This is a genomic window from Arthrobacter sp. P2b (assembly GCF_900168295.1).
Taxonomy (GTDB): domain Bacteria; phylum Actinomycetota; class Actinomycetes; order Actinomycetales; family Micrococcaceae; genus Arthrobacter.
Window position 1 is genome coordinate 152,644 of the sequence record NZ_FVZL01000005.1, and the last position, 22,951, is coordinate 175,594.

At 65.8% G+C, this 22,951-nt stretch carries 19 protein-coding genes; 9 read left to right on the forward strand and 10 right to left on the reverse strand.

The window, feature by feature from the left end:
• Positions 1-20 precede the first annotated feature (20 nt).
• Positions 21-1,661 (reverse strand): serine/threonine-protein kinase, encoded by a 1,641-nt coding sequence (locus B5520_RS11200; protein WP_079597140.1) that lies wholly within the window; start codon positions 1,659-1,661, stop codon positions 21-23.
• A 138-nt stretch (positions 1,662-1,799) separates the two neighbouring features.
• On the opposite strand from B5520_RS11200, the gene lipB reads away from it, so the two are divergent.
• The 4 genes from lipB to B5520_RS11220 all read left to right on the forward strand — a co-directional run bounded on the left by lipB (position 1,800) and on the right by B5520_RS11220 (position 4,796).
• Complete coding sequence (gene lipB / locus B5520_RS11205; RefSeq protein ID WP_079597141.1) at positions 1,800-2,468, forward strand: lipoyl(octanoyl) transferase LipB; 669 nt, start codon at positions 1,800-1,802, stop codon at positions 2,466-2,468.
• On the forward strand, positions 2,465-3,484 hold the full coding sequence (lipA, locus tag B5520_RS11210; RefSeq protein ID WP_079597142.1) for a lipoyl synthase: 1,020 nt from the start codon (positions 2,465-2,467) through the stop codon (positions 3,482-3,484). Before lipB ends, lipA begins: the two co-directional genes overlap by 4 nt.
• Before the next feature lie 98 nt (positions 3,485-3,582).
• Complete coding sequence (locus B5520_RS11215; protein ID WP_079597143.1) at positions 3,583-4,335, forward strand: DUF4191 domain-containing protein; 753 nt, start codon at positions 3,583-3,585, stop codon at positions 4,333-4,335.
• Positions 4,336-4,436: 101 nt separating this feature from the next.
• Positions 4,437-4,796 (forward strand): DUF3817 domain-containing protein, encoded by a 360-nt coding sequence (locus tag B5520_RS11220; protein ID WP_079597144.1) that lies wholly within the window; start codon positions 4,437-4,439, stop codon positions 4,794-4,796.
• A gap of 29 nt (positions 4,797-4,825) precedes the next feature.
• Here the strand turns inward: B5520_RS11220 and B5520_RS11225 are convergent, their stop codons facing one another.
• On the reverse strand, positions 4,826-5,263 hold the full coding sequence (locus B5520_RS11225) for an RDD family protein (RefSeq protein WP_079597145.1): 438 nt from the start codon (positions 5,261-5,263) through the stop codon (positions 4,826-4,828).
• Positions 5,264-5,536: 273 nt separating this feature from the next.
• Here B5520_RS11225 and glnA (B5520_RS11230) point away from each other — a divergent pair, with 273 nt between their 5' ends.
• On the forward strand, positions 5,537-6,961 hold the full coding sequence (glnA, locus tag B5520_RS11230) for a type I glutamate--ammonia ligase (protein WP_079597146.1): 1,425 nt from the start codon (positions 5,537-5,539) through the stop codon (positions 6,959-6,961).
• A gap of 792 nt (positions 6,962-7,753) precedes the next feature.
• Here glnA (B5520_RS11230) and B5520_RS11235 read toward each other — a convergent pair.
• The 3 genes from B5520_RS11235 to glnA (B5520_RS11245) are packed head-to-tail and all read right to left on the reverse strand — an operon-like array spanning position 7,754 to position 12,696.
• A complete protein-coding gene (locus B5520_RS11235; RefSeq protein ID WP_176156842.1) occupies positions 7,754-8,284 on the reverse strand; it encodes a GNAT family N-acetyltransferase in 531 nt (176 codons plus the stop codon).
• Between the two features lie 50 nt (positions 8,285-8,334).
• Positions 8,335-11,346 carry a bifunctional [glutamine synthetase] adenylyltransferase/[glutamine synthetase]-adenylyl-L-tyrosine phosphorylase gene (locus tag B5520_RS11240; protein WP_079597148.1) on the reverse strand — a complete coding sequence of 1,004 codons (3,012 nt, stop codon included), beginning with the start codon at positions 11,344-11,346 and terminating at the stop codon, positions 8,335-8,337.
• A 9-nt stretch (positions 11,347-11,355) separates the two neighbouring features.
• On the reverse strand, positions 11,356-12,696 hold the full coding sequence (glnA, locus tag B5520_RS11245; protein WP_079597235.1) for a type I glutamate--ammonia ligase: 1,341 nt from the start codon (positions 12,694-12,696) through the stop codon (positions 11,356-11,358).
• A 278-nt stretch (positions 12,697-12,974) separates the two neighbouring features.
• Between glnA (B5520_RS11245) and panB the strand changes: the two genes are divergently transcribed.
• Positions 12,975-13,868 carry a 3-methyl-2-oxobutanoate hydroxymethyltransferase gene (gene panB, locus B5520_RS11250; RefSeq protein ID WP_079597149.1) on the forward strand — a complete coding sequence of 298 codons (894 nt, stop codon included), beginning with the start codon at positions 12,975-12,977 and terminating at the stop codon, positions 13,866-13,868.
• Between the two features lie 72 nt (positions 13,869-13,940).
• Here the strand turns inward: panB and B5520_RS22410 are convergent, their stop codons facing one another.
• Positions 13,941-14,108 (reverse strand): SPOR domain-containing protein, encoded by a 168-nt coding sequence (locus tag B5520_RS22410; RefSeq protein WP_115524644.1) that lies wholly within the window; start codon positions 14,106-14,108, stop codon positions 13,941-13,943.
• A gap of 121 nt (positions 14,109-14,229) precedes the next feature.
• Here B5520_RS22410 and map point away from each other — a divergent pair, with 121 nt between their 5' ends.
• On the forward strand, positions 14,230-15,108 hold the full coding sequence (map, locus tag B5520_RS11255) for a type I methionyl aminopeptidase (protein ID WP_079597150.1): 879 nt from the start codon (positions 14,230-14,232) through the stop codon (positions 15,106-15,108).
• Positions 15,109-15,208: 100 nt separating this feature from the next.
• On the forward strand, positions 15,209-16,012 hold the full coding sequence (gene ppgK, locus B5520_RS11260) for a polyphosphate--glucose phosphotransferase (protein WP_079597151.1): 804 nt from the start codon (positions 15,209-15,211) through the stop codon (positions 16,010-16,012).
• Between the two features lie 112 nt (positions 16,013-16,124).
• Here ppgK and nrdR read toward each other — a convergent pair whose 3' ends face one another.
• From nrdR to B5520_RS11275, 3 genes are all read right to left on the reverse strand, one after another.
• A complete protein-coding gene (gene nrdR / locus B5520_RS11265; protein WP_079597152.1) occupies positions 16,125-16,631 on the reverse strand; it encodes a transcriptional regulator NrdR in 507 nt (168 codons plus the stop codon).
• A gap of 132 nt (positions 16,632-16,763) precedes the next feature.
• Complete coding sequence (gene hisD / locus B5520_RS11270) at positions 16,764-18,134, reverse strand: histidinol dehydrogenase (protein WP_079597153.1); 1,371 nt, start codon at positions 18,132-18,134, stop codon at positions 16,764-16,766.
• A gap of 4 nt (positions 18,135-18,138) precedes the next feature.
• Positions 18,139-18,672 carry a hypothetical protein gene (locus B5520_RS11275; protein WP_079597154.1) on the reverse strand — a complete coding sequence of 178 codons (534 nt, stop codon included), beginning with the start codon at positions 18,670-18,672 and terminating at the stop codon, positions 18,139-18,141.
• A 127-nt stretch (positions 18,673-18,799) separates the two neighbouring features.
• On the opposite strand from B5520_RS11275, the gene B5520_RS11280 reads away from it, so the two are divergent.
• Positions 18,800-19,300, forward strand: a complete 501-nt coding sequence (locus tag B5520_RS11280) for a flavin reductase family protein (RefSeq protein WP_079597155.1) — start codon at positions 18,800-18,802, stop codon at positions 19,298-19,300.
• 77 nt (positions 19,301-19,377) lie between these two features.
• Here B5520_RS11280 and dnaE read toward each other — a convergent pair whose 3' ends face one another.
• Complete coding sequence (dnaE, locus tag B5520_RS11285; protein ID WP_079597156.1) at positions 19,378-22,935, reverse strand: DNA polymerase III subunit alpha; 3,558 nt, start codon at positions 22,933-22,935, stop codon at positions 19,378-19,380.
• Positions 22,936-22,951: the final 16 nt, after the last annotated feature.

Here is a 22,951-nt window from a genome sequence, read left to right on the forward strand (position 1 = left end):
CCCGTTCCCTCAGCAGGTCATCAGGATCCCGGCAGGATCTCGCTGATCCGCCATGCGCCGTCCACTGAGACCAGTACCAGCCGAAGGGGCTCGCCTGTGCTGGCTTCGCCTGCTGCAAGGACCGAGCCTTGGGCATCCTGCTCCTGATAGGCGGAGGTAGCGGACGTGGCACGAACCACGGCATGCGCATCCGTGGCCCCGTTTTCTGTGGCCACACCGGACAGCGAAGTGGCAAACCCGGCCAGGACAAGACCCGAGCTTCGAAGCCTGCCGGCCGTCCGGCTGTCTGCCGCCGCCGCGGGGGAACCGTCAGCGTTGACCTCGCCCAACAGGTCCAGGTTGCCGCGGCTGAAGGCATGGTCCCGCAACGCCGCCAGGCCAACCAGGGCCTGCGCGGGGTCGGCGGCCGCTGCCTGTTGCCTGGCAGCCCCGGCAGGATCGACGGCGTCGCCGAGGTGTTGGCTCTTCGCGGGTGAACCCGGATCCGCAGTGGCTCCGGGTGCAGCGTCACCGGGTGGAAAGACGGAACTGCCACCAGCCACCGACCAACCGCCCGCGACGGCCAGGACGGCGACGGCAGGCAGGGCTGCCCTCAACATCCACCGGCGGATCGGCGGGGCATCACGCAAGCGGCCGGCGTGTTTTCCCCTGCCGGCCGCGGGCTGCCGGGTATCCGGAAATGGCAGCCTGTGGGACCTTGTCCCTTTTCCCGTCCATGGAGATGTCACCACCCGCCGGCGCACGCCCTCGAACTGCTCCTTGATCCGGTTCGGCGAGGACGACGGCGGGACGTGCCTGCGCGTCAGCAGTTCCGGAATCACCGTGGGATGGACGGCGGCCGCCAAATCCAGGGGCCGGGGTGAGGCACTGCGGTAGACGGCGGTGGCCAGGGCGGACGCCGTGGGGCGAAGCCGGCGGTCCTCATTCAGCCCGGACTCCAGGGCAGCAGCCAGTTCCCTGGGCACTCCCGGGACGAGGAGGGACAGCGGCGGACGGTCAGCGGTCCGCGCGGGTGCCTCCCCGGTCAGGCAGTACCAGCCCAGGGCGGCCGCGGAGTAGACGTCGCGTTCGGGCTGCAGGCCTGCACGGACGGCATCGACGGGCGCGGGGTCCACGAAACCGGGAGTTCCGGGGCTTCCTGCACGGCCGGGATCACCAAGCATCCGGGCAATGCCGACGTCAGACAGCAGTGGTTTGCCCTGGCCGGTGAACAGCACGTTGCCGGGCGAAACGTCTGAATGCGTGAACCCGTTGGCGTGCAGGTAGCCCAGGGCCTGGGCTATGGGCGTCACCACCGTGACCGTTTCCCCGACGCTGAGGCTGCCGCGGCTGGCCACCAATTGGGCAAGCGAACCGCCGGAGGCATAGTCCATCACCAGTGCTGTGCCGGCTCCCGGGACCCCTTCCACCGGGACGGCGTCGTGGGCTTTGACGAGGTGCTGGTGATCCAGGACCGAGAGGATACGGATTTCGCGTTTCACGGCATCTTCCGTCAGGCCTTCCCCGGCCCGCACCCCGCGCGAAGGCGGGCGGAAGCACTTCAGGGCATAGTCGCGGTCCGTCAGCTTTTCCGTAGCCAACCACACCGAAGCGCTGCCACCCTGGCCCAGCAGCCGGCCCACTGCGTAGCCAGGAACACTTGGAGCCTGCACATCATCCATCCCCCATGTTTAGCCCAATCCGCCGTTGCCTGCAGAAGTTATCCACAGGCACAGTCCCTTGCCCGGCACATCCGGGGGCGATGGTGAGGTTAGACACTAAACCGGGATCGCCAGGTTCCGGGGTCTAAGCTGGATGCCATGACTCTTGAGTTTTCACAGCTGGGTCTTGCCCCCGACTTCGTCGATTACCAGCAAGCCTGGGACATCCAGCGCGAACTCCATGACAAAGTTGTCGCCGGCGAAACGCCCAGCACCGTCCTGTTGCTGGAACATGCCGCCGTCTATACGGCAGGCAAGCTCACCGAAGACCACGAGCGGCCCTTCGACGGAACGCCCGTGGTGGCTGTGGACCGTGGCGGGAAGCTCACCTGGCATGGCCCGGGGCAGTTGATCGCCTACCCCATCCTCAAGTTGAAGAACCGCGCCGGAATCCGTGACTACGTGGAGCGGCTGGAAGCCATCATGATCGCCGTCATGGACGAGTACGGCATCAAGGCCGAACGGATCAAGGGGCGCGCCGGGGTGTGGGTCAAGGCAGACGCCAAGGGCCCGGACCGCAAGATCGCCGCCATTGGAATCCGCGTCCTCAACGGGGTCACCATGCATGGCATCGCCATCAACTGCAGCAATGACCTCGCACCGTATTCGCAGATCATCGCCTGCGGCATCACCGACGCCGGTGTAACCACCATGTCGCAAGAGACCGGGCGGGACATCCGCCCGGCCCACATCGTTGACCGCATTGTGGAAGAATTCCGCAAGCACCAAGAAGCACTCGTTTTAAGCCCCGAAGGAGCTTTACTGTGACACTGGCACCTGAAGGCCGGAAGATGCTGCGGATCGAGCAGCGCAATGCGGCCACCCCGGTGGAGCGCAAGCCGGACTGGATCAAGGCCAAGGTCCAGATGGGCCCGGAGTTCGTCGGGCTGAAGAACCTGGTGAAAAAGGAAGGCCTGCACACCGTCTGTGAAGAAGCCGGCTGCCCCAACATCTTCGAATGCTGGGAAGACAAGGAAGCCACCTTCCTGATCGGCGGCTCCGAATGCACCCGCCGCTGCGACTTCTGCCAGATCGACACCGGCAAACCCTCCCCCGTGGACCGGTTCGAACCCACCAAGGTGGCCCGCTCCGTCCAGGCCATGCAGCTGCGCTACGCCACCGTCACCGGCGTGGCCCGCGATGACCTCGAAGACGAAGGCGTCTGGCTCTACGCCGAAACCGTCCGCAAAATCCACGAACTGAACCCCGGCACCGGCGTCGAACTGCTCATCCCGGACTTCTCCGGCAAACCCGAGCACATCGCCGCGATCTGCGACTCCAAGCCCGAAGTGTTCGCGCACAACGTCGAAACCGTGCCCCGGATCTTCAAGCGGATCCGCCCCGCGTTCCGCTACGACCGGTCCCTGGACGTCATCACCCAGGGCCGGAACCTGGGCATGGTCACCAAATCCAACCTGATCCTGGGCATGGGCGAAACCCGCGAGGAAATCTCCGAAGCCCTCCGCGACCTGCACGCCGCCGGCTGCGACCTGATCACCATCACCCAATACCTGCGCCCCTCCGAACGCCACCTGCCCGTGGACCGCTGGGTCAAACCCCAGGAATTCGTGGACCTCCAGCAGGAAGCGGACGAGATCGGCTTCCTCGGCGTCATGTCCGGGCCCCTGGTCCGCTCCTCCTACCGCGCCGGCCGGCTCTGGGCCACCGCAATGCGCAAAAAAGGCCGCGACATCCCCGCCGCCCTCGCCCACATCGCCGACGGCATCCAGGACTCCGGCACCACCCGCCAGGAAGCCAGCACCCTCCTGGCAGCGCATTCCTGACCCAGGCTGCCGCCACTGCACATAGCGTCCCCAAGGGCCGGCACCGGAAGATTCCGGCGTCCGGCCTTTGGGCTTAAGTCACGTAGAATTGAGGCACTATGGCGAAATCCCCTGACTCCAGCAACTCCACTCCGGCGGGCTCCAGCGCGGTGAAGCGCGGCCTCTTCTCGCGCAAGCCGAAAGAAGCCAAGGTTAAGAAGCCCAGTCGGCTCAAGCAGATCGGCGAAGTCTTCAACATGACCCGCCGGCATGACCCCATGGTGCCGTGGCTGATGCTGCTGGTCTTCCTTGGCGTTGTGGCTGTGAGCTTCCTGGTGGGCTTCTGGCTGGAAAACTGGATTACCGGCCTGATCATCGGCATTCCGCTCGGCCTGCTGGGCGCCACGCTGATCCTCTCGCGGCGTGCTGAACGTGCCGCCTTCGCGCAAATCGAAAACCAGCCGGGTGCCTCCGGCGCCGCCCTCGGGACCCTTCGCCGCGGCTGGATCACCGAGGAACAGCCGGTAGCCGTTAACCCCCGCACGCAGGACGCCGTGTTCCGTGCCATCGGCCGTCCCGGCGTCGTGCTCGTCAGTGAAGGCCCCACACACCGCGTGAAGCCGCTGCTGGATGCGGAGCGCAAGCGCCTCGCCCGGATCCTGCCCAACGTTACGGTCCACGTCATCGAGAGCGGCCGCGGTGAAGGCCAGGTGCCGCTCAGCCAGGTTGCCAAGAAGATGGGCAAGCTGAAGAAGGAACTGACCAAGCTTGAGGTCAACGCCGTCTCAAAGCGGATCGCATCGCTGGGGAACAAGCTTCCCATCCCCAAGGGCATCGATCCCTACAAGGCCCGTCCCAACCGCGGACGCTAGACCTGACAGCGCCCCGGTACCGGCCTCCCGCCGGACGCCGGGGCGTTTTTCTTGCCCCCAGACCTCCGTCACGTTAACACCTCCCAGGACAGGACTTCCCCATGCCCCTCAAGAACGTAGTAATCCGCGCTTTCCGGATCCTCGCGGTCGCCGAAGCGTTTAGCTGGGCTGCCCTGCTCATCGGCATGTACTTCAAGTGGATTGCCGGCACCACTGAAATCGGTGTCCAGGTGGCCGGCCCCATCCACGGTGCGCTGTTCGTGGGCTACGGCATCGCGGCGCTGGCTCTGTGGCGCCTGCAGCGCTGGCCATTCCTGGTGGCCCTGTTCGCCGGGGTATCAGCCGTCTTCCCCTTCGCCACCATCCTGTTCGAACGCTGGGCGGGCAAGCGCGGACACCTCAACCCCGGCCCGGCCTCCGAGACCGACGCCGTCTCCGCCAGGGAGTCGAGCCGCGTCTAGCAGGCTTTCCGGCGTCGCTGCGGAACGCGCTACCGGCGGATGAGCAGCGTGTTCATCGCCTTGTCATGGAGTCCGCGCTGGTCAGGATCGAAAATCACGGCGGGGACCACGAGGCAGAGCAGCACCGCCCTCACCAGCGCAGCCAGCGGCCCGGGAACCCCGCCGCCTGGCCTAACCACCGAAATGCCCATGGCCCGGTGGCCGATGCTGTAGCCGAGGGTCCCCACCAAGAGGGTCTGTTCGACGGCGAACACGGCCAGGGTTGCCCAGGAATTTCCACCGAACGCAAAGTTGCTGATCAGCAGCGCGATGCCCCAGTCGATCATGATCGCCGCAATCCGCCGTCCCGCCCGCGCGATGGAGCCGGGACCGGATTCCGGCAGGCCCAGCCGCTCACCGGGATACTTCGAGATACCGGACGTATCCGGTCCGCTGAGCCAGGAGCCAATGTCTTTGCGATCTACCACCGTCCAAGTTTACCGGCCTCACCTTCACCGCCACGCCCGGATGGTGGATGGAGTTAGACCACAGTGTGGACTGCGGATAGCGTTGCGTTATCAGGGCATTCTGTAACCTGCCCGAAACAATGTGGACACGGACGGGAAATGCCGCGTCCATAGGCTGTTAGCAGTTTCAAGCAATACCTAAAGCAGGGAAAACCTTGAGTTCTCCCTGCTTTCGGATTGCGCTGGATCAGATGGCTTGCACGCCAGATATTTACATATGCGTTAGGAGCATAGATGTTCAAGACTGCGGACGAAGTCCTCAAGTTCATCAAGGACGAAGATATTAAATTCGTCGATATCCGCTTCACCGATCTTCCGGGCGTCCAGCAGCACTTTAACGTTCCCGCCAAGAGTGTTGACGCCGACTTCTTCATCAACGGCCAGCTCTTCGACGGCTCCTCCATCCGCGGCTTCCAGGGCATCGCCGAATCCGACATGCAGCTGATCCCGGACGTCACCACCGCGTTCCTGGACACCTTCCGCATGGAGAAGACCCTCGCGCTGAACTTCTCCATCGTCAACCCCCGCACCGGTGACCCGTACCACCGCGACCCTCGCGGCGTGGCTGAGAAGGCCGAGGCGTACCTGGCCTCCACCGGCATCGCCGATACCGCGTTCTTCGCTCCCGAGGCCGAGTTCTTCGTGTTCGACAATGTCCAGTACCAGTCCTCCCCGCAGGGCAGCTTCTACAAGATCGACTCTGAGGAAGCCCACTGGAACACCGGCCGCGAGGAAGAGGGTGGAAACCTCGGCTACAAGACCCCCGTCAAGGGCGGTTACTTCCCGGTCTCCCCCACGGACAAGCAGGCTGACCTGCGCGACGCCATGTGCGTGGCGCTGGATGAAGCCGGCCTTGAGGTCGAGCGCAGCCACCACGAAGTCGGCTCCGCCGGCCAGGCTGAGATCAACTACAAGTTCACCACCCTGACCCACGCTGCCGATGACCTGCAGAAGTTCAAGTACGTCATCAAGAACACCGCAGACGCCTGGGGCAAGTCCGTAACCTTCATGCCGAAGCCCGTCTTCGGTGACAACGGCTCGGGCATGCACTGCCACCAGTCGCTGTGGAACGGCGGCCAGCCGCTGTTCTACGACGAGAAGGGCTACGCCGGCCTGTCCGACACCGCCCGCTGGTACATCGGCGGCCTGCTGAAGCACGCTTCGGCCGTGCTGGCGTTCACGAACCCCACTGTGAACTCCTACCGCCGCCTGGTCAAGGGCTTCGAGGCCCCGGTCAACATGGTGTACTCGCAGGGCAACCGCTCCGCCGGTATCCGTATCCCGATCACGGGTACCAACCCGAAGGCCAAGCGCATCGAGTTCCGCGCTCCGGACCCCTCCTCCAACCCGTACCTGGCATTCGCTGCCCAGCTGATGGCCGGCATCGACGGCATCCGCAACCGCATCGAACCGCCGGCTCCGATCGACAAGGACCTCTACGAGCTCCCCGCCGAGGAAGCCAAGGACATCCCCAAGGCTCCGGGCACGCTTGAGGAAGCCCTTGAGGCCCTCCGCGAGGACAACGAGTTCCTGCAGGCCGGTGGCGTGTTCACCCAGGACCTCATCGACACCTGGATCGAGTACAAGTACGAGAACGAGATCCGCCCGCTGTCCCTGCGCCCGAACCCCTACGAGTTCGAGCTCTACTACGGCGTCTAGTCAGATCATGCGGCTTGAGCGGGCATAGTCCGCACACCGTCCGGAAGAATCTGCAGACAGAAAAGGCCGGCCCCCAGGTTAACCCCTGGGACCGGCCTTTTTGCTGCCCGGACATGGCAAGGCCAGCTGCTCACTCCGCGACCTACGCTGCTCCCCCAACACACGTGAGACCCGGCTAACTGCCATAACGAAACGTAGCTTCGGCGGACGCATCCACATCTGCATGAATGCAGGCCAACCCTGCGAAAATGCATGTTGATGAATCTTCTACTTGCCAGTAGCTTTGTCGAGGCGACTTCCCATTTCCCCCATTTGGGCGGACGCCAGGAGAGGCTCCGCGGCTACCCCCAATGCCGCGGGGCCTTTCGCATACCTACTGTTCCCCAGGTCGCCCCTGCTTAACAGGGGCTCGCACGGCATGACGCTGTGCCCGTAGCTATACAATCACGGCTACGGGCACAGCGTTCCTGAAGACCCAAGAGGTAGCTGACCTGTTCAGCATCAGTCGCTCAACCGCGTTCCGAATGGCGCAACAGCAGGGATAGCCAAGGCACCAGTTCGGCGGGGAGACAAGGTTCAGTGACGAAGCTGCCCGGGCGGACACGCCGCCGGCACCGGGTGCACAGAAGGTGGAGGCCCGGCTCCAGACGTGCTGAGACCGGGAGCCGGACCTCCTGACGAATGCCCCCCGAGACGAAGACTGTTCGAGCCTTCCCCCCAACAAGGTTGAAGAACACCGCCACCCACATACTCGACTAAACACCTGCCGAGTGCAATGCCGCGCCGCTGCCGTTACCTCATCGTGGTATCCGCAAAGCCCCGGAACATGATCCTTTGCGGCCCTGCCGCGCCTCCGTTGTATTGGCCGTGGTCCACGAATCCGGCGCGGCGGTAGGCGGCCAGGCCCGCCGGGTTCGCTTCGTTGACGGACAGTACGACGCCGGTTTCCCCGGTCTGGTGCCGGGCCGTCAGCTTTTCGGCAGTGGCCACGGCAGCGGCGGCGGCTTTCTGCCCAAGGCCCCTGCCCTGGTGCCGCCGGTCGATGAGGAAGCCCCTCAGCAGCCAGGCGCTGTGGTCGTCAGGCCAGCCGGCCAGGCGCGCTGCACCGCTCTGCAGGGTAAGCACACCGACGGCACGGCCGTTGGATTCAATGACATAGGGCCGCCGCGAATCCTCCGCCAGTCCTGCCAGGGCCATACGCACGGGGTCGCCCACGAACCTTTCCTGGCCTTGACTGAGCTGCAGTTTTGCGGCCGCACCGAGCTGGATGGCACAGGCGTCAGCGTCCAGGTCCCGCAGCGAAATAAGCCAGACGCCGCTCAACGTAACACCCCCTCCGACGACACGGAACAGCCCCGGCCCTTCCGGCACCGTCACTGCCCGTAGAAAACCCGTTCGAAGACCGCACGGGCGCGCCGACTGACACGCAGGTAGTCCTCTTCCAGAGCGGCGGCATTGCCTGGTTCGTAGCCGCACCACCTGGCCACCGCTTCCAGGTCGCGGCGGGAGGACGGCAGGAGGTCCGAGGCCTTGCCGTTCCAGATGACGTTCGCGGACCTGATCCTGCTGGCCAGCCGCCATGCCTGGGCCAGGAGGTCAGCATCGTCCTGCGTGAGCAGGCCCGCACGGGCAGCGGCTTCCAGGGCCGGCACGGTGGAGGTGGTCCGCAGTTCCGGCTGTTTGCCGGCGTGCTGGAGCTGGAGCAGCTGGACCAGCCACTCGACGTCGCTCAGGCCGCCGCGGCCCAGCTTAAGGTGCCGTGCGGGATCGGCACCCCGGGGCAGCCGTTCGGATTCCACCCGGGCCTTGATCCTGCGGATTTCGCGGACGTCCTGTTCCGACACCGATTCCGGGTACCGGATGGGGTCGATGAGCTGCAGGAAATCGCGGGCCAGTCCGTCGTCCCCTGCCATGGGGCGTGCACGCAGCAGCGCCTGGGCCTCCCAAATGAGGGACCAGCGGCGGTAGTACTCGGCGAAGGAGTCCAGGGACCGAACCATGGCCCCGCTCTTTCCCTCCGGGCGCAGGTCCGCGTCCATTTGCAGGACCCGTTCGGCCATGATGGCCGGTTTCAGCGGCTGGGTCAGCAGGCTGGAGATCTTGGCGACAATCCGGGACGCCTGTTCCTGCGCCTCTTCCTCGGAGTAGCCGGGCAGCGCCCGGTGCACGTACATCACATCGGCGTCGGAGCCGTAGCCGATCTCGCGGCCGCCCTGCCGTCCCATCGCTACCACCAAAACAGCGGTCTTCAGCGGCCCGTTGGCGGAGACAATGCCTTCCGCCACCCGGAGGGCACCCAGGACTGCTGCCCTGTCGGTGTCGGCAAGGGCGGCACCCACCTGGTCCTGGTCCAGCAGCCCGGCAGAGTCCGCGACCGCAATCCGCAGGGTTTCACGCCGACGGATCAGCCGGATGAGGCGCATGGCACTTTCCGGATCGGCGTGCCTGGACATTTTGGAGGTGATCTCCTGCCACTGCGCCTCAAACGACACCGGCACCAGGTCCTTGTCCTGGCCCAGCCAGGCTACCGATTCGGGCGACACCTCCAGCAGGTCCGCTATGAGCCGTGAATTCGAGAGCATGTGGCACAACCGCTCCGCGGCCGCGTTGGAGTCCCGGAGCATCCCCAGGTACCAGTGGGTGGTGCCCAGCGCCTCGCTGACCCGGCGGAAGGCGAGCAGCCCGGCGTCCGGGTCCACTCCTTCGGCCAGCCAGTCGAGGAGGATGGGCAGCAGTTGCCGCTGCAGCGCGGCGCGCCGGCTGACTCCCGCCGTCAGTGCTTCGATATGCCGCATGGCGCCCTCGGGGTCGCGGTAGCCGAGGGCCGCGAGCCGGCCCTGGGCGGCTTCCGGCGACAGCCTGGCGTCCTCGCTGCTGAGCTTGGCGGCCGTGTTCAGCAGCGGCCGATAGAAGATCCGCTCATGCAGTTCGCGGACGGACCGCTTGGTCTTCTGCCAGGCCGCCATCAGCGCGTCAGGGTGGGGCCGCTCGTTCGAGAAGGGGCCCAAAACCGCTTTGGCCAAAGAGCGCAGTGCGGGTTCCGCGACGGGCATGAGGTGCGTCCTGCGCAGCTGGAACAGTTGGATCCGGTGCTCCAACAGCCGCAGGTAGCGGTAGGCGTTGTCGAATGCGGCGGCGTCCGAGCGGCCGATATAGCCGCCCGCGGACAGGGCAGCGATCGCGGAGGTGGTGTCCCGCCGCCGCAATGTCTCATCCGCCCTGCCATGGACCAGCTGCAGCAGCTGGACCGTGAACTCAACATCCCGCAGCCCGCCGCGCCCCAGCTTGATCTGCCGCTGCTCCTCCGCCGGCGGGATGTGTTCGGTCACCCGGCGCCGCATCGCCTGGACGGACTCCACAAAGCCGTCCCGGCTTGCCGAACTCCAGATCAACGGCGCCACGGCATCCTCGTAGCGCCGCCCAAGGTCAGCGTCACCGGCGATGGTGCGGGCTTTGAGCAGGGCCTGGAATTCCCAGCTTTCGGCCCACCGCGCATAGTACGTCTCATGCGAGGCAAGGGTCCTCACCAGGGGTCCGGACTTGCCCTCGGGCCGCAAATTCGCGTCCACCTCCCACAGGCCGGGTTCGCGTGCCACGGAGGAAATGGCGCGGGAAATCCCGCTCGCCAGGGCCGTGCCAATGGTGTTGGCCTGCGCATCGTCAAGGCTCCCGCCGTCCACGACGTAGATGACGTCGACGTCGGAAATGTAGTTCAGCTCGCGCGCCCCGCATTTGCCCATGCCAATGACGGCCAGCCCGACGTCGGCCACTTCGGCGGCGCTGTACTGGTCCGCCGCTTCGGCCCGCGAGACCGCGAGGGCGGCCTCGATGGCTGCGCCGGCGAGGTCTGCGAGTTCCCCGCCCACCGCGGGCAAGAAGTCGAGCGGATCGGCGGCACACAGGTCTTTGACCGCGAGGTCCACTACTCCCCTGCGGTAGGCCGTGCGCAGCGCGGCGTAGGCCTCCGCGCCGGTGGCTGCTGCCACGGGACGGGCGGCGCGCGGATCGGCCCCTACTGCCTGCAGAAGGGTTGCGCGCAGCCCAGCGGGATCCGCGGGCAGGGGCTCCGGGCTGGCGCGGACCTTGAAGGCGTCAAGGTGCTCGGGGTGCCGGATGAGGAACTCGCCCAGCGCTTCGGACGCACCCAGCACCCGGTACAGCGGTTCGCTCGTTTCCGGGTCAGCGGCCGCCAGCGTCCGCAGGTCCGGATGTTTTTCGATCAGCCGGACCAGGGACTGCAGGGCGGTGTCCGGGCTGGCGGCCATCTGCAGTCCGGTGAAGAGCGTGTCCTGGTCCAGCCCCTCCAGTTCCCGGGCAGCGAGGAACCGCTCGCCCTTCTCCAGGTCGCTGAAACCGGCCGCAATAAGGCGGCGTGCCAGGCTCACGCCCGCCGCCTAGAGAATGCCGAGGTTGCGCTGCAGCTCGTAGGGCGTCACCTGCAGCCGGTAGTCCTGCCACTCTGCGCGCTTGTTGCGCAGGAAGTGCTCGAAGACCTGCTCGCCCAGGATCTGCGGCATCAGCTCCGAATCCTCCATGGAACGGATTGCATCGTGCAGGCTGGCCGGAAGCGGGTCGTGGCCCATGGCGCGGCGCTCAGCCGAGCTCAGCGACCAGACGTCGTCCTCGGCAGCAGCGGGCAGGTCGTAGCCTTCCTCGATACCCTTGAGCCCGGCGCCGAGCAGCACCGCGTAGGCGAGGTACGGGTTGGCAGCCGAGTCGATGCCACGGTACTCGATCCGGGCGGACTGGCCCTTCCCCGGCTTGTACAGGGGAACACGGACCAGCGCGGAGCGGTTGTTGTGGCCCCAGCTCAGGTAGCTCGGCGCCTCGCCGCCGCCCCAGAGCCGCTTGTAGGAGTTCACGAACTGGTTGGTGACGGCCGTGAATTCGGGCGCGTGCTTGAGGATGCCGGCAATGAACTGGCGGGCGGTCTTGGACAGCTGGAACTCTGCGCCGGCCTCGTAGAAGGCGTTGGTGTCGCCCTCGAACAGGGAGAAGTGGGTGTGCATGCCGGAACCCGGGTGCGCGGTGAATGGCTTGGGCATAAAGGTGGCGTAGGTGCCCTGCTGCAGCGCCACTTCCTTGATGACGGTACGGAACGTCATGATGTTGTCCGCCGTCTGCAGGGCGTCGGCGTAGCGCAGGTCGATCTCGTTCTGGCCGGGTCCGCCCTCATGGTGGCTGAACTCCACGGAAATGCCCACGGACTCCAGCATGGTGACAGCGGTGCGGCGGAAGTCCTGGGCAACGCCGCCCGGGACGTGGTCGAAGTAGCCGCCCTCGTCCACCGGTACCGGTGCGCCATCGGGACCAAGGTCCTGCGACTTGAGCAGGTAGAACTCGATTTCCGGGTGGGTGTAGCAGGTGAAGCCCATGTCGGCGGCCTTGGCGAGCGTCCGCTTGAGGACGTTCCGCGGGTCCGCGGCGGAGGGCTCGCCGTCGGGCGTCAGGATGTCGCAGAACATGCGCGACGTCTGCTCCGTCTCGCCGCGCCACGGCAGGATCTGGAAAGTGGACGGATCCGGCTGCGCCAGCATGTCCGACTCGAAGACACGGGCCAGGCCCTCGATGGCAGATCCGTCGAAACCGAGCCCTTCCTCGAAGGCGCCTTCAACCTCGGCGGGCGCCAGGGCCACAGACTTGAGCGAACCCACGACGTCGGTGAACCACAGGCGCACGAAACGTACGTCGCGCTCTTCGATTGTGCGCAGGACAAACTCTTGCTGGCGGTCCATGATGGCCTCTTCTCCGGTCAACGTGCATGCTCCGGGGTCCGCAGGATGGGGGATGCCGGCAGCAGTTCACAAACACTGTACTAAGCATTCGACGCCGATGCTGGAGCCTGGGCCGCGCGTAACACAGCGTTAACACCCCACACGCGCTTTGAGGGCCGCGCGTCCGGTGATCCCGGCCTCACGCAGCGGCCGCCGGAGACCTCTGTATGACGCTTATCACCCGCACGTCAGGCTTTCGGCGGTAGCTAGGACGGCGGGTACCGCATTACGCTCATGCCATGGCCTCAAGCAGCAGTTCTGACTCAAGCGTATCCGCCGACGTTCCCGCCCCCTACGGCAGCGGGCCCGGGCAGGCCGCACCCGCTTCAGGACCGAAGCCGGGCAAGGTGCGCATCCACCACCTGCAGCAGGCCAAGAAGGACGGCACGAAGTTCGCGATGCTGACGGCCTACGAGCAGTACACGGCCGAGATTTTCGACGCCGCCGGCATCGAGGTGCTCCTGGTGGGAGATTCCGCCTCCAACAACGTGTTCGGCAATGAAACCAGCCTGCCGGTAACCGTGGACGAACTGCTCCCCCTGTGCCGCGCCGTCGCCCGGTCCGCCAAACGCGCCCTGGTGGTGGCCGACCTGCCCTTCGGCAGCTACGAGGTCTCCGCGGAGCAGGCCGTCTCCGCCGGCGTCCGCTTCCTCAAGGAAGGGCTGGCCCACGCTGTCAAGATCGAAGGCGGCGCGTACTACGCACCCACAGTCCGCGCCATGGTGCAGGCCGGTATCCCGGTCATGGCCCACATCGGCTTCACCCCGCAAAGCGAGCACGCCCTGGGCGGTTATCGGGTGCAGGGGCGCGGCGATGACGCCCAGCGCCTGATTGACGACGCCGTGGCCCTGGCCGACGCCGGAGCGTTCTGTGTGCTGATGGAAATGGTGCCGGCAGACACGGCGGCCGCGGTGGACGCGGCCGTCAGCGTTCCTACGGTGGGCATCGGCGCCGGCAAGGAAACCACCGGCCAGGTGCTTGTCTGGCAGGACATGGCCGGCCTCCGCGGCGGGCGGATGGCCAAGTTCGTCAAACAGTACGCGGACCTTCGCAGCACCCTCCTGGATGCTGCCACAGCCTACGGCGACGACGTCCGGTCGGGACAGTTCCCCGGGCCCGAGCACTCTTTCTAGCCCGCACGCCCGGCCCGCCACCGGCCGGACTGCTTCCCCGGCCCGCACCCGAGGCGGGGCGGGACGCGTACCTCAGTCGTCGTCGTCGTTTTTCTCCCAGGCCTCATTGCGGGCCCGGACCTTCTCGAGGGCGTGTTCGGCTTCTTCCCTGGTTTTGTAGGGGCCGATCAGCTGGCTCCAGTCCGAGAGCCGGTCCTCTTCCACCTCATGGGTTTTGATGTTGTACCAGTACTCAGTCATCGTTGCTCCCGTTCCGGCAGGCAGGGAAGCCGCAGCGTGACGCGCGTAACTTAAAGCCCTACGCAGGTCCTCCGCGGCTTCCGGTTGTTAGGCGTTCTGTGGTGCCTTATATGATCAATCTATGCCTTCCCTTGCCTCGACTGCACCCATCGGCACCCTCACCCCCGGTACTATCGGCCCGCAGCGTCCCGTCCCGGCCTCCATCCCACGCCCGGAGTACGTCGGCAAGCCCGCCCCCGCCAAGTTCACGGGGTCCGAGGTCAAGTCCGCCGAGACCATCGAGAAGATCAGGATCGCGGGAAAGATCGCGGCCCAGGCCATCGTGGAGGTGGGCAAGCACATCCAGCCGGGCGTCACCACGGACCAGCTGGACAAGGTGGGCCACGAATTCCTGCTTGACCACAAGGCGTACCCGTCCACCCTCGGCTACCGGGGCTTCCCGAAATCACTGTGCTCCTCCCTGAACGAGGTCATCTGCCACGGCATCCCGGACAGCACGGTGGTGCAGGACGGCGACATCATCAACATCGACATCACTGCCTTCATCAACGGCGTCCACGGCGACACCAACTACACCTTCCTGGTGGGCGACGTGGACGAGGAATCCCGCCTGCTGGTGGAACGGACGCAGGAGTCGCTGAACCGCGCCATCAAGGCTGTGGCCCCTGGCCGGGAGATCAACGTCATCGGCCGCGCCATCCAGTCCTACGCCAAGCGGTTCGGCTACGGCGTGGTCCGCGACTTCACCGGACACGGCGTGGGCGAAGCCTTCCACACAGGCCTGATCATCCCCCACTACGACGCCGCCCCGGCCTACAACACGGTCATCGAGGCGGGCATGGTGTTCACCATTGAGCCGATGCTCACCCTGGGCACCGTGGAGTGGGACATGTGGGCGGACGACTGGACCGTGGTCACCAAGGACCGCCGGCGCACCGCGCAGTTCGAGCACACGCTGCTCGTGACCGAATCCGGCGCCGAGATCCTCACCCTGCCCTAGCCTGATGCACTAACCAGCTTTCCGGTTCCTGACCGGACACCCATCCGGGCCGGCCGCCGGCCGCCCTTCCCTGCCCGCCCCTGCCACGAACGGAAACCAATTGGCCAAGAAGGACGAGAAGTCGCACAAGAACGCCCCGCTGATCGGCATCGACATCGGAGGCACGGGAATCAAGGGCGGCATCGTCGACCTCAAAAAGGGCAAGCTCCTGGGCGAACGCTTCCGGGTGCCCACCCCGCAGCCTGCCACGCCCGAGTCCGTGGCGGAGGCCGTGGCACTGGTGGTGGCCGAACTCTCGGCCCGCCCCGAAGCGCCCGAAGCGGGTTCACCCGTGGGCGTCACCTTCCCCGGCATTATCCAGCACGGCGTGGTGCACTCCGCAGCCAACGTGGACAAGGCCTGGCTGGACACCAACATTGACGCCCTTCTCACCGAGCGCCTCGGGCGGCCGGTTGAGGTCATCAACGACGCCGACGCCGCGGGCCTGGCGGAGGCGCGCTACGGCGCCGGCGCCGGCGTTGCCGGCACAGTCCTGGTGATCACCCTGGGAACCGGCATCGGCTCTGCCTTTATCTTTGACGGCAAACTCGTGCCCAACGCCGAACTGGGGCACCTGGAGATTGACGGCTTCGATGCGGAAACCAAAGCCTCAGCAGTGGCCCGTGAGCGCGACGGCCTGACCTGGGACGAATACAGCGTGCTGCTGCAGCGCTACTTCTCCCACGTGGAGTTCCTGTTTTCCCCCGAGCTGTTCATCGTGGGCGGCGGAATCTCCAAGCGGGCCGACGAATACCTGCCCAACCTGAAGCTGCGCACCCCGATCGTGCCGGCCGTCCTGCGCAACGAGGCAGGCATCGTGGGCGCCGCCATCGAGATTGCCCTGAAGCACAAGCTCGCAAAGTAATCCAGGAGCCGTCACTTAAGACAGGACGCCCCCTTCCGGTACCGGAAGGGGGCGTCCTGTCTTTTGGTGCCGGGGGCGGCTGCGGCTTCCCCTCCACCGCCGCCACCGGAGATTAAAGGGGGCTTTTCTCTGAACCCTTGGCGCTCTTGGCCGCTGTCCCCTTGGCGTCTTCCTCCGCCTCGTGGCGCAACAGGGAGATGGCCGTTTCAAAGTCTTCAAGGGATTCAAAGGCCTGGTAAACGCTCGCAAAGCGCAGGTACGCCACCTTGTCCAGTTTCTGCAGCGGCCCGAGGATAACGAGCCCTACCTCGTGGGCGTCGATTTCCGCTGCGCCTGAGGCGCGGATCTGCTCTTCGACTTCCTGCGCCAGCAGCGCAAGGTCATCCTCGCTGACGGGGCGGCCCTGGCAGGCCTTCCGCACACCGTTGATCACTTTGCTGCGGCTGAAGGGCTCGCCAACGCCCGAACGCTTGATGACGGACAGGCTGGTGGTTTCAACGGTGGTGAACCGGCGGCCGCACTCGGGGCACTGCCGGCGCCGGCGGATGGCTGAACCGTCGTCCGCCATGCGGCTGTCAACGACGCGTGAATCAGGATTGCGGCAGAACGGACAGTACATGGCGTCCCTCTCTCGCACGGTCCCGGTGCCGGGACTTCCCAATTGGCGGCGCAGTGGTGCCGCGCCGTAGCGTCTTCCAGTTTACGGGCACATCTAGCGTAATAACAAGCCTGTAATTACTACATGTAGTGCTTAGGAGCCGGGGAAACGGGCGGTCACGGCATCGCCGTGCGCGGGCAGATCCTCCGCACGGGACAGGTTCACGATGTGGCTGCTGACTTCCTTCAGCGCGGCCCTGCTGTAGTTGACCACCTGGATGGCCCGCAGGAAGGTGTTGACGTTGAGACCGGAGGAGAAGGCCGCCGTGCCGCTGGTGGGGAGCACGTGGTTTGACCCGGCGCAGTAGTCACCCAGGCTGACGGGGCTGTAGTCCCCGACGAAGATGGCACCGGCGTTCCGGATCCGCGCCGCGACGGCAGCAGCGTCCCGGGTCATGATTTCCAGGTGTTCCGCCGCGTAGGCGTCACAGGCGGCGATGCCCTGGTCCAGGTCCTCCACAAGCACCACGCCGGACTGCGGCCCGGACAGTGCTTCCTTGACCCGGGCGGAGTGCTTGGTGGACGCCGCCTGCCGGTCCAGCTCCACGCGGACAGCGGCTGCAAGGTCCTCGGAATCGGTGATAAGCACCGACGCCGCCTGGGGATCGTGTTCGGCCTGGCTGATCAGGTCCGCCGCCACCAGCGCAGGCTGGGCGGAGGAATCGGCAAGGATGGCGATTTCGGTGGTGCCGGCCTCGGAGTCGATGCCCACCACCCCTTTCACCAGGCGTTTGGCGGTGGCCACGAAGATGTTGCCGGGGCCTGTGACGACGTCCACGGGCTCCAGCGCGGGCCCGGCCTGGGTTCCGGCCACGCCGTAGGCAAAGGCGGCGATGGCCTGTGCGCCGCCGATCGCGTACACCTCCGTGATTCCCAGGAGTGCTGCGGCGGCCAGGATGGTGGGGTGCGGCAGACCGCCGAATTCCTTTTGCGGAGGCGATGCCAGGGCGATGGACTCCACCCCGGCTGCCAGTGCCGGAACCACATTCATGATCACCGAGGACGGGTACACAGCCAGGCCGCCCGGCACGTAGAGGCCCACGCGCGCCACCGGGACCCAGTTCTGGCTGACCACCGCGCCGTCGCCAAGTTCCACGTCGAGGTTCCGGGGGCGCTGCCCGTCGGCAAACTTCCGCGCGCGGCTGATCGACTCCTCCAGCGCCCGCCGGACCGCCGGGTCCAGCTGGTCCAGTGCAGCGGCGAGGGCTTCCTGTGGAACGAGCGGGTGGTCCTGGGTGACGCCGTCGAACCGCAGTGCCAGTTCGGCGAGGGCCTCAAAGCCCCGCTGGCGGACCTCCGAGATGATGTCGAGGACCTTTTCTTCGGCGTTGGCTACCGTCTGGCCCTGTGCCCGCGGCACGGCGGCACGCAGGCCCGCGAGCGTGAGGCTTTGCCCCCGCACGTCGACAGTGCGAAAGTTCACGGCGGTGGCGGGCGTGGCAGGAAACTCCGGAGTAATGGTCACCGGACTATTTTACGTGGCTGAACCGTGCCTCTTCCGAACCGGCACCGCCGTCCGGCTTCTTCCGCAGCAGGTTCAGCAGTTCCAGCACGAAGACCGCCACCGCCGTGGCAGCCGGCCACAGCAGCAGTACCGGCAGGGCGCGCAGCGAGAATTCGATGCTGGCGTTGGCGGTCGCGTCCACCGCCGGTCCCCACAGCCGGGCGGACAGCATGCCCGCCTGCCAGGCGAGGAGGTTGCCCACCAGCGCGCCGGCGAGGCCCATGAGCAGTGCAGCCTGCGGATCCGCGCGTTTTTTGTCGGTGAGGAACACCGCCAGCAGGCAGCCGGCGAAGAGCATGAGCCCGGCAAGGGTCAGGTCACGCGGCAGCCAGACTACGGGGTTGCCCCCGCTGCCCAGGTCCGGATCCCTGGTGACCAGGTTCAGGCCGCCCGGGGCAAGGAGCCACCAGAGGATACCCGCAGGCACCCCTGCCACCGCCGGAACCGCCAGCATTGCCCACGGCAGCCGCGACGGGGTACGGCGGAAGAGTTTCATCATGCAACAAACCTTAACAAATGTTCCTGCCCGGCCATCCGGTGACGTGGTGTGTCAGGAGTTACCCGGCGCGGCCCGGGGACCATACGCTTGAAGGAAGTACCAAGCCATCCAGCTGTCAGGAGTTCCGGTGACCGACAATAGCGCGCCCTTCGAGCGGACGTTCAGGGAGATGTTCCGCCGGCATGCCGCCGGGGTTGCCATCATCACGGTGAACTATGAGGACAAGCCCTTTGGGTTCACGGCAACCTCCGTGGCCTCACTCTCCGCCAAACCTCCACGCTTCACCTTCAACATGGCCCGCAGCTCCAGGTCCTGGCCTGCGGTGGCGAACACCACCTACCTGGGCGTCCACATGCTCGGGCTCGAAAACCAGGAACTGGCCGAGCGTTTTGCCGGCACCAGCAACCGCTTCGAGGGGGACCACTGGGAGGTGGGCCCGCACGGCGTGCCCGTCCTGAAGGATGTGGCTGGGTGGCTCATCGGCGAGGTGCAGATGCGGCTGTCCTTTGAGAACAACGCCGTGGTGGTGGTGCAGGTGGTTGACGGGCAGGTGGGCGGGGACGCTTCTCCCCTGCTGTACCACGGCGGTGGCTACAGCCAGCCTGTTCCCCTCGACTACGAAATCTGACCCCCGGCAAACAGCCGACGACGGCGGGACTGGCTCCCGCCGTCGTCGGCCGTTAAGTGCCCCTCCCCTGCGCCCGTTCAGGCGTCCAGGCAGGCCGGGCCAAGCAGGACCTTCAGGTCGCCGAACAAGGATGGGCTGGGATTCACGCGAAGGTGGACCGGCAGTCCCATGATCTCCGTGCGCGTATCACCCTGCAGGTGCAGGCGGACTTCCGAGTTCCCGCGGTGGGTCCGGAGCACGTCACCAAGTTCGGTCACCACAGCCTCGGTGGCCTTGTGGGTGGGCATGGTGATCACCAGCGGGCCGCCCAGGCCTTCGCTGAGGTCCGGAACGGACAGTTCCATGCAGTTGAGGGTGATCGCACCGTCGTCGCGCTTCTGCAGGCGCCCCTTGACCACCACAATCAGGTCCTCGGCGAGGACCGAGGCAATGGGTCCGTAGACCTGGCCAAAGAACATGACTTCCATCGACGCTCCGAGGTCCTCCACCTCGGCCCGGGCGTAGGCGTTGCCGCTGGCCTTGGCGATGCGCCGGCTCAGGGACGTGATCATTCCGGCGATGGTGATGATGGCGCCGTCCTGCGGCCCGTCCTCGCCCAGCACGGACGTGATGCTCATTTCGGCGTGCTGGCTCAGCACCCCTTCGAGGCCCTGCAGCGGGTGGTCGGAAACATACAGGCCGAGCATGTCCCGTTCGAAGGAGAGTTTGTCCTTCTTCTCCCACTCCGGCAGGTCGGGGATCTCGATGCTCAGCGACGATTCGGATTCGGCTTCCTCGAAGCCGGCGAAAAGGTCGAACTGGCCAATCGCCTCATTCCGCTTCAGCGTGATGACGGAGTCGATGGCCTCTTCGTGGACCATGGCGAGGGCACGCCGGTGGTGACCCAGCGAGTCGAAGGCACCCGACTTGATGAGCGATTCGATGGTCCGTTTGTTGCAGACCACGGCAGGGACCTTCATCAGGTAGTCCTTAAAGGACGTGAAGGCGCCCTCGCTTTCGCGCGCTGCCACCATCGCTTCAACAGCGTTGACGCCCACGTTGCGGATGGCTCCCATGCCGAAGCGGATGTCGTTGCCGACAGGGGTGAAGTTCAACGCTGACTCATTGACGTCCGGCGGGAGCACGGTGATGCCCATGCGCCGGCATTCGTTCAGGTAGATGGCCGACTTGTCCTTGTCGTCGCCCACCGACGTCAGAAGCGCGGCCATGTACTCCGGCGCGTAGTGCGCCTTGAGGTAGGCAGTCCAGTAGGAAATGACGCCGTACGCGGCGGAGTGGGCCTTGTTGAAGGCGTAGTCGGAGAACGGGAGCAGGATGTCCCACAGCGTCTTGACGGCTTCCATCGAGTAGCCGTTGTCCTGCATGCCCTGGGAGAAGCCCGCGAACTGCTTGTCCAGCTCCGACTTCTTCTTCTTGCCCATGGCCCGGCGGAGGATGTCTGCCTGGCCCAGCGAGTAGCCGGCCAGCTTCTGGGCCACGGCCATCACCTGTTCCTGGTACACGATCAGGCCGTACGTTCCGCCGAGGATTTCGGCGAGTGGTTCCTTCAGCTCCGGGTGGATGGGGATGACTTCCTGGATCCCGTTCTTGCGAAGGGCGTAGTCGGTATGGGCGTTGGCGCCCATGGGCCCCGGCCGGTACAGCGCCAGGACGGCGGAGATGTCTTCAAAGTTGTCAGGCTTCATCAGCTTGAGCAGCGACCGCATGGGGCCGCCGTCGAGCTGGAAAACACCGAGTGTGTCGCCGCGTGCCAGCAGCTCATAGGATGCCGCATCGTCGAGCTCAAGGTTTTCGAGGTCGAGGTCGATCCCGCGGTTCATCTTGATGTTCTCGAGGGCATCCGAAATGATCGTCAGGTTCCGGAGGCCCAGGAAGTCCATCTTGATCAGGCCAAGGCCCTCGGACGTCGGGTAATCGAACTGGGTAATGACCTGGCCGTCCTGGAAACGGCGCATGATGGGAATGACGTCGATGATGGGGTCCGAGGACATGATCACGCCGGCGGCGTGCACGCCCCACTGGCGCTTCAGCCCCTCGATGCCGAGGGCGGTCTCGAATACCTTGGCAGCTTCCGGATCCGTGCTGATCAGCTGCCGGAAGTCGCCGGCCTCGCTGTAGCGCTTGGCGTCCGGGTTCTGGATGTCCGCCAGCGGAATGTCCTTGGCCATGACCGCGGGGGGCAACGCCTTGGTGAGCTGCTCCCCCATGCTGAAGGGGTACCCGAGCACGCGGGAGGAGTCCTTGAGCGCCTGCTTCGTCTTGATGGTGCCGTAGGTGACGATCATCGCCACGCGCTCGTCACCGTACTTTTTGGTGACGTAGTCGATGACCTCGGAGCGGCGACGGTCATCGAAGTCGACGTCGAAGTCGGGCATGGAGACGCGGTCAGGGTTGAGGAAGCGTTCAAAGATCAGGCCGTGCCGCAGCGGATCAAGGTCGGTGATGCGCATCGCGTACGCCACCATGGAACCTGCACCGGAACCACGGCCGGGGCCCACCCGGATGCCGTTGTTCTTGGCCCAGTTGATGAAGTCGGCCACCACCAGGAAGTAGCCCGGGAAACCCATCGAGGTGATGACGCCCAGCTCATAGTCGGCCTGCTTGCGGACCTCGTCCGGGATCCCCGCGGGGTAACGGTACTGGAGCCCCTTGTCGACCTCTTTGACGAGCCAGGACGTTTCGTCCTCACCCGGCGGGCAGGGGAAGCGCGGCATGTAGTTGGCGTCCGTGTTGAAGGACACCTCGCAGCGCTCGGCGATAAGCAGTGTGTTGTCACAGGCGTCCGGGTGGTCGCGGAACAGTTCCCGCATTTCCCGCGGGGACTTCAGGTAGTAGCCGCTGCCGGAGAACGCAAAGCGCGAGCCGCCGTTGTCATAGGTGGGTTCCAGCAGCGTGGAACCGGACTGGATGGCCAGAAGGGCCTCATGGGCCTTGGCGTCGTGTTCGTGGGTGTAGTGCAGGTCGTTGGTGGCCACCAACGGAAGGTTCAGGTCCTTGGCCAGCCGGAGAAGGTCGCCGGTGACCCGGCGCTCGATGTCCAGGCCGTGGTCCATCAGTTCACAGAAGTAGTTCTCGGCGCCGAAAATGTCGCGGAACTCGGCCGCCGCTTCGAGGGCTTCCCGGTACTGGCCCAGCCGCAGGCGGGTCTGGACCTCCCCGGACGGGCATCCGGTGGTGGCGATAAGGCCCTCGGAATAGGTGTTGAGCAGCTCCCGGTCCAGCCGCGGCCACTTGCCGAAGACCGAGTCCAGGGACGCGATGGAGGACGCCCGGAACAGGTTCCGCATGCCCACGTTGTTGTAGCTCAGGAGCGTCATGTGGGTGTATGAGCCACCGCCGGAGACGTCGTCCTTGCGCTGGGATTCATCGCCCCAGCGCACGCGTTCCTTGTCCGTGCGGGCGGTGCCGGGTGTCACATAGGCTTCGACGCCGATGATCGGCTTGATGCCCTTGTCCGTGGCCTTGCGCCAGAAGTCGAAGGCGCCGAACAGGTAGCCATGGTCGGTGGTGGCGAGGGCGGGCATGCCCAGGCGCTCGGTCTCATCGAACAGCTCCCCCAGGCGGGCTGCTCCATCCAGCATGGAGTATTCGGTGTGGGTGTGCAGGTGGACAAACGAATCATTGCTGGAAGTCACCGCACTATTCTATGCG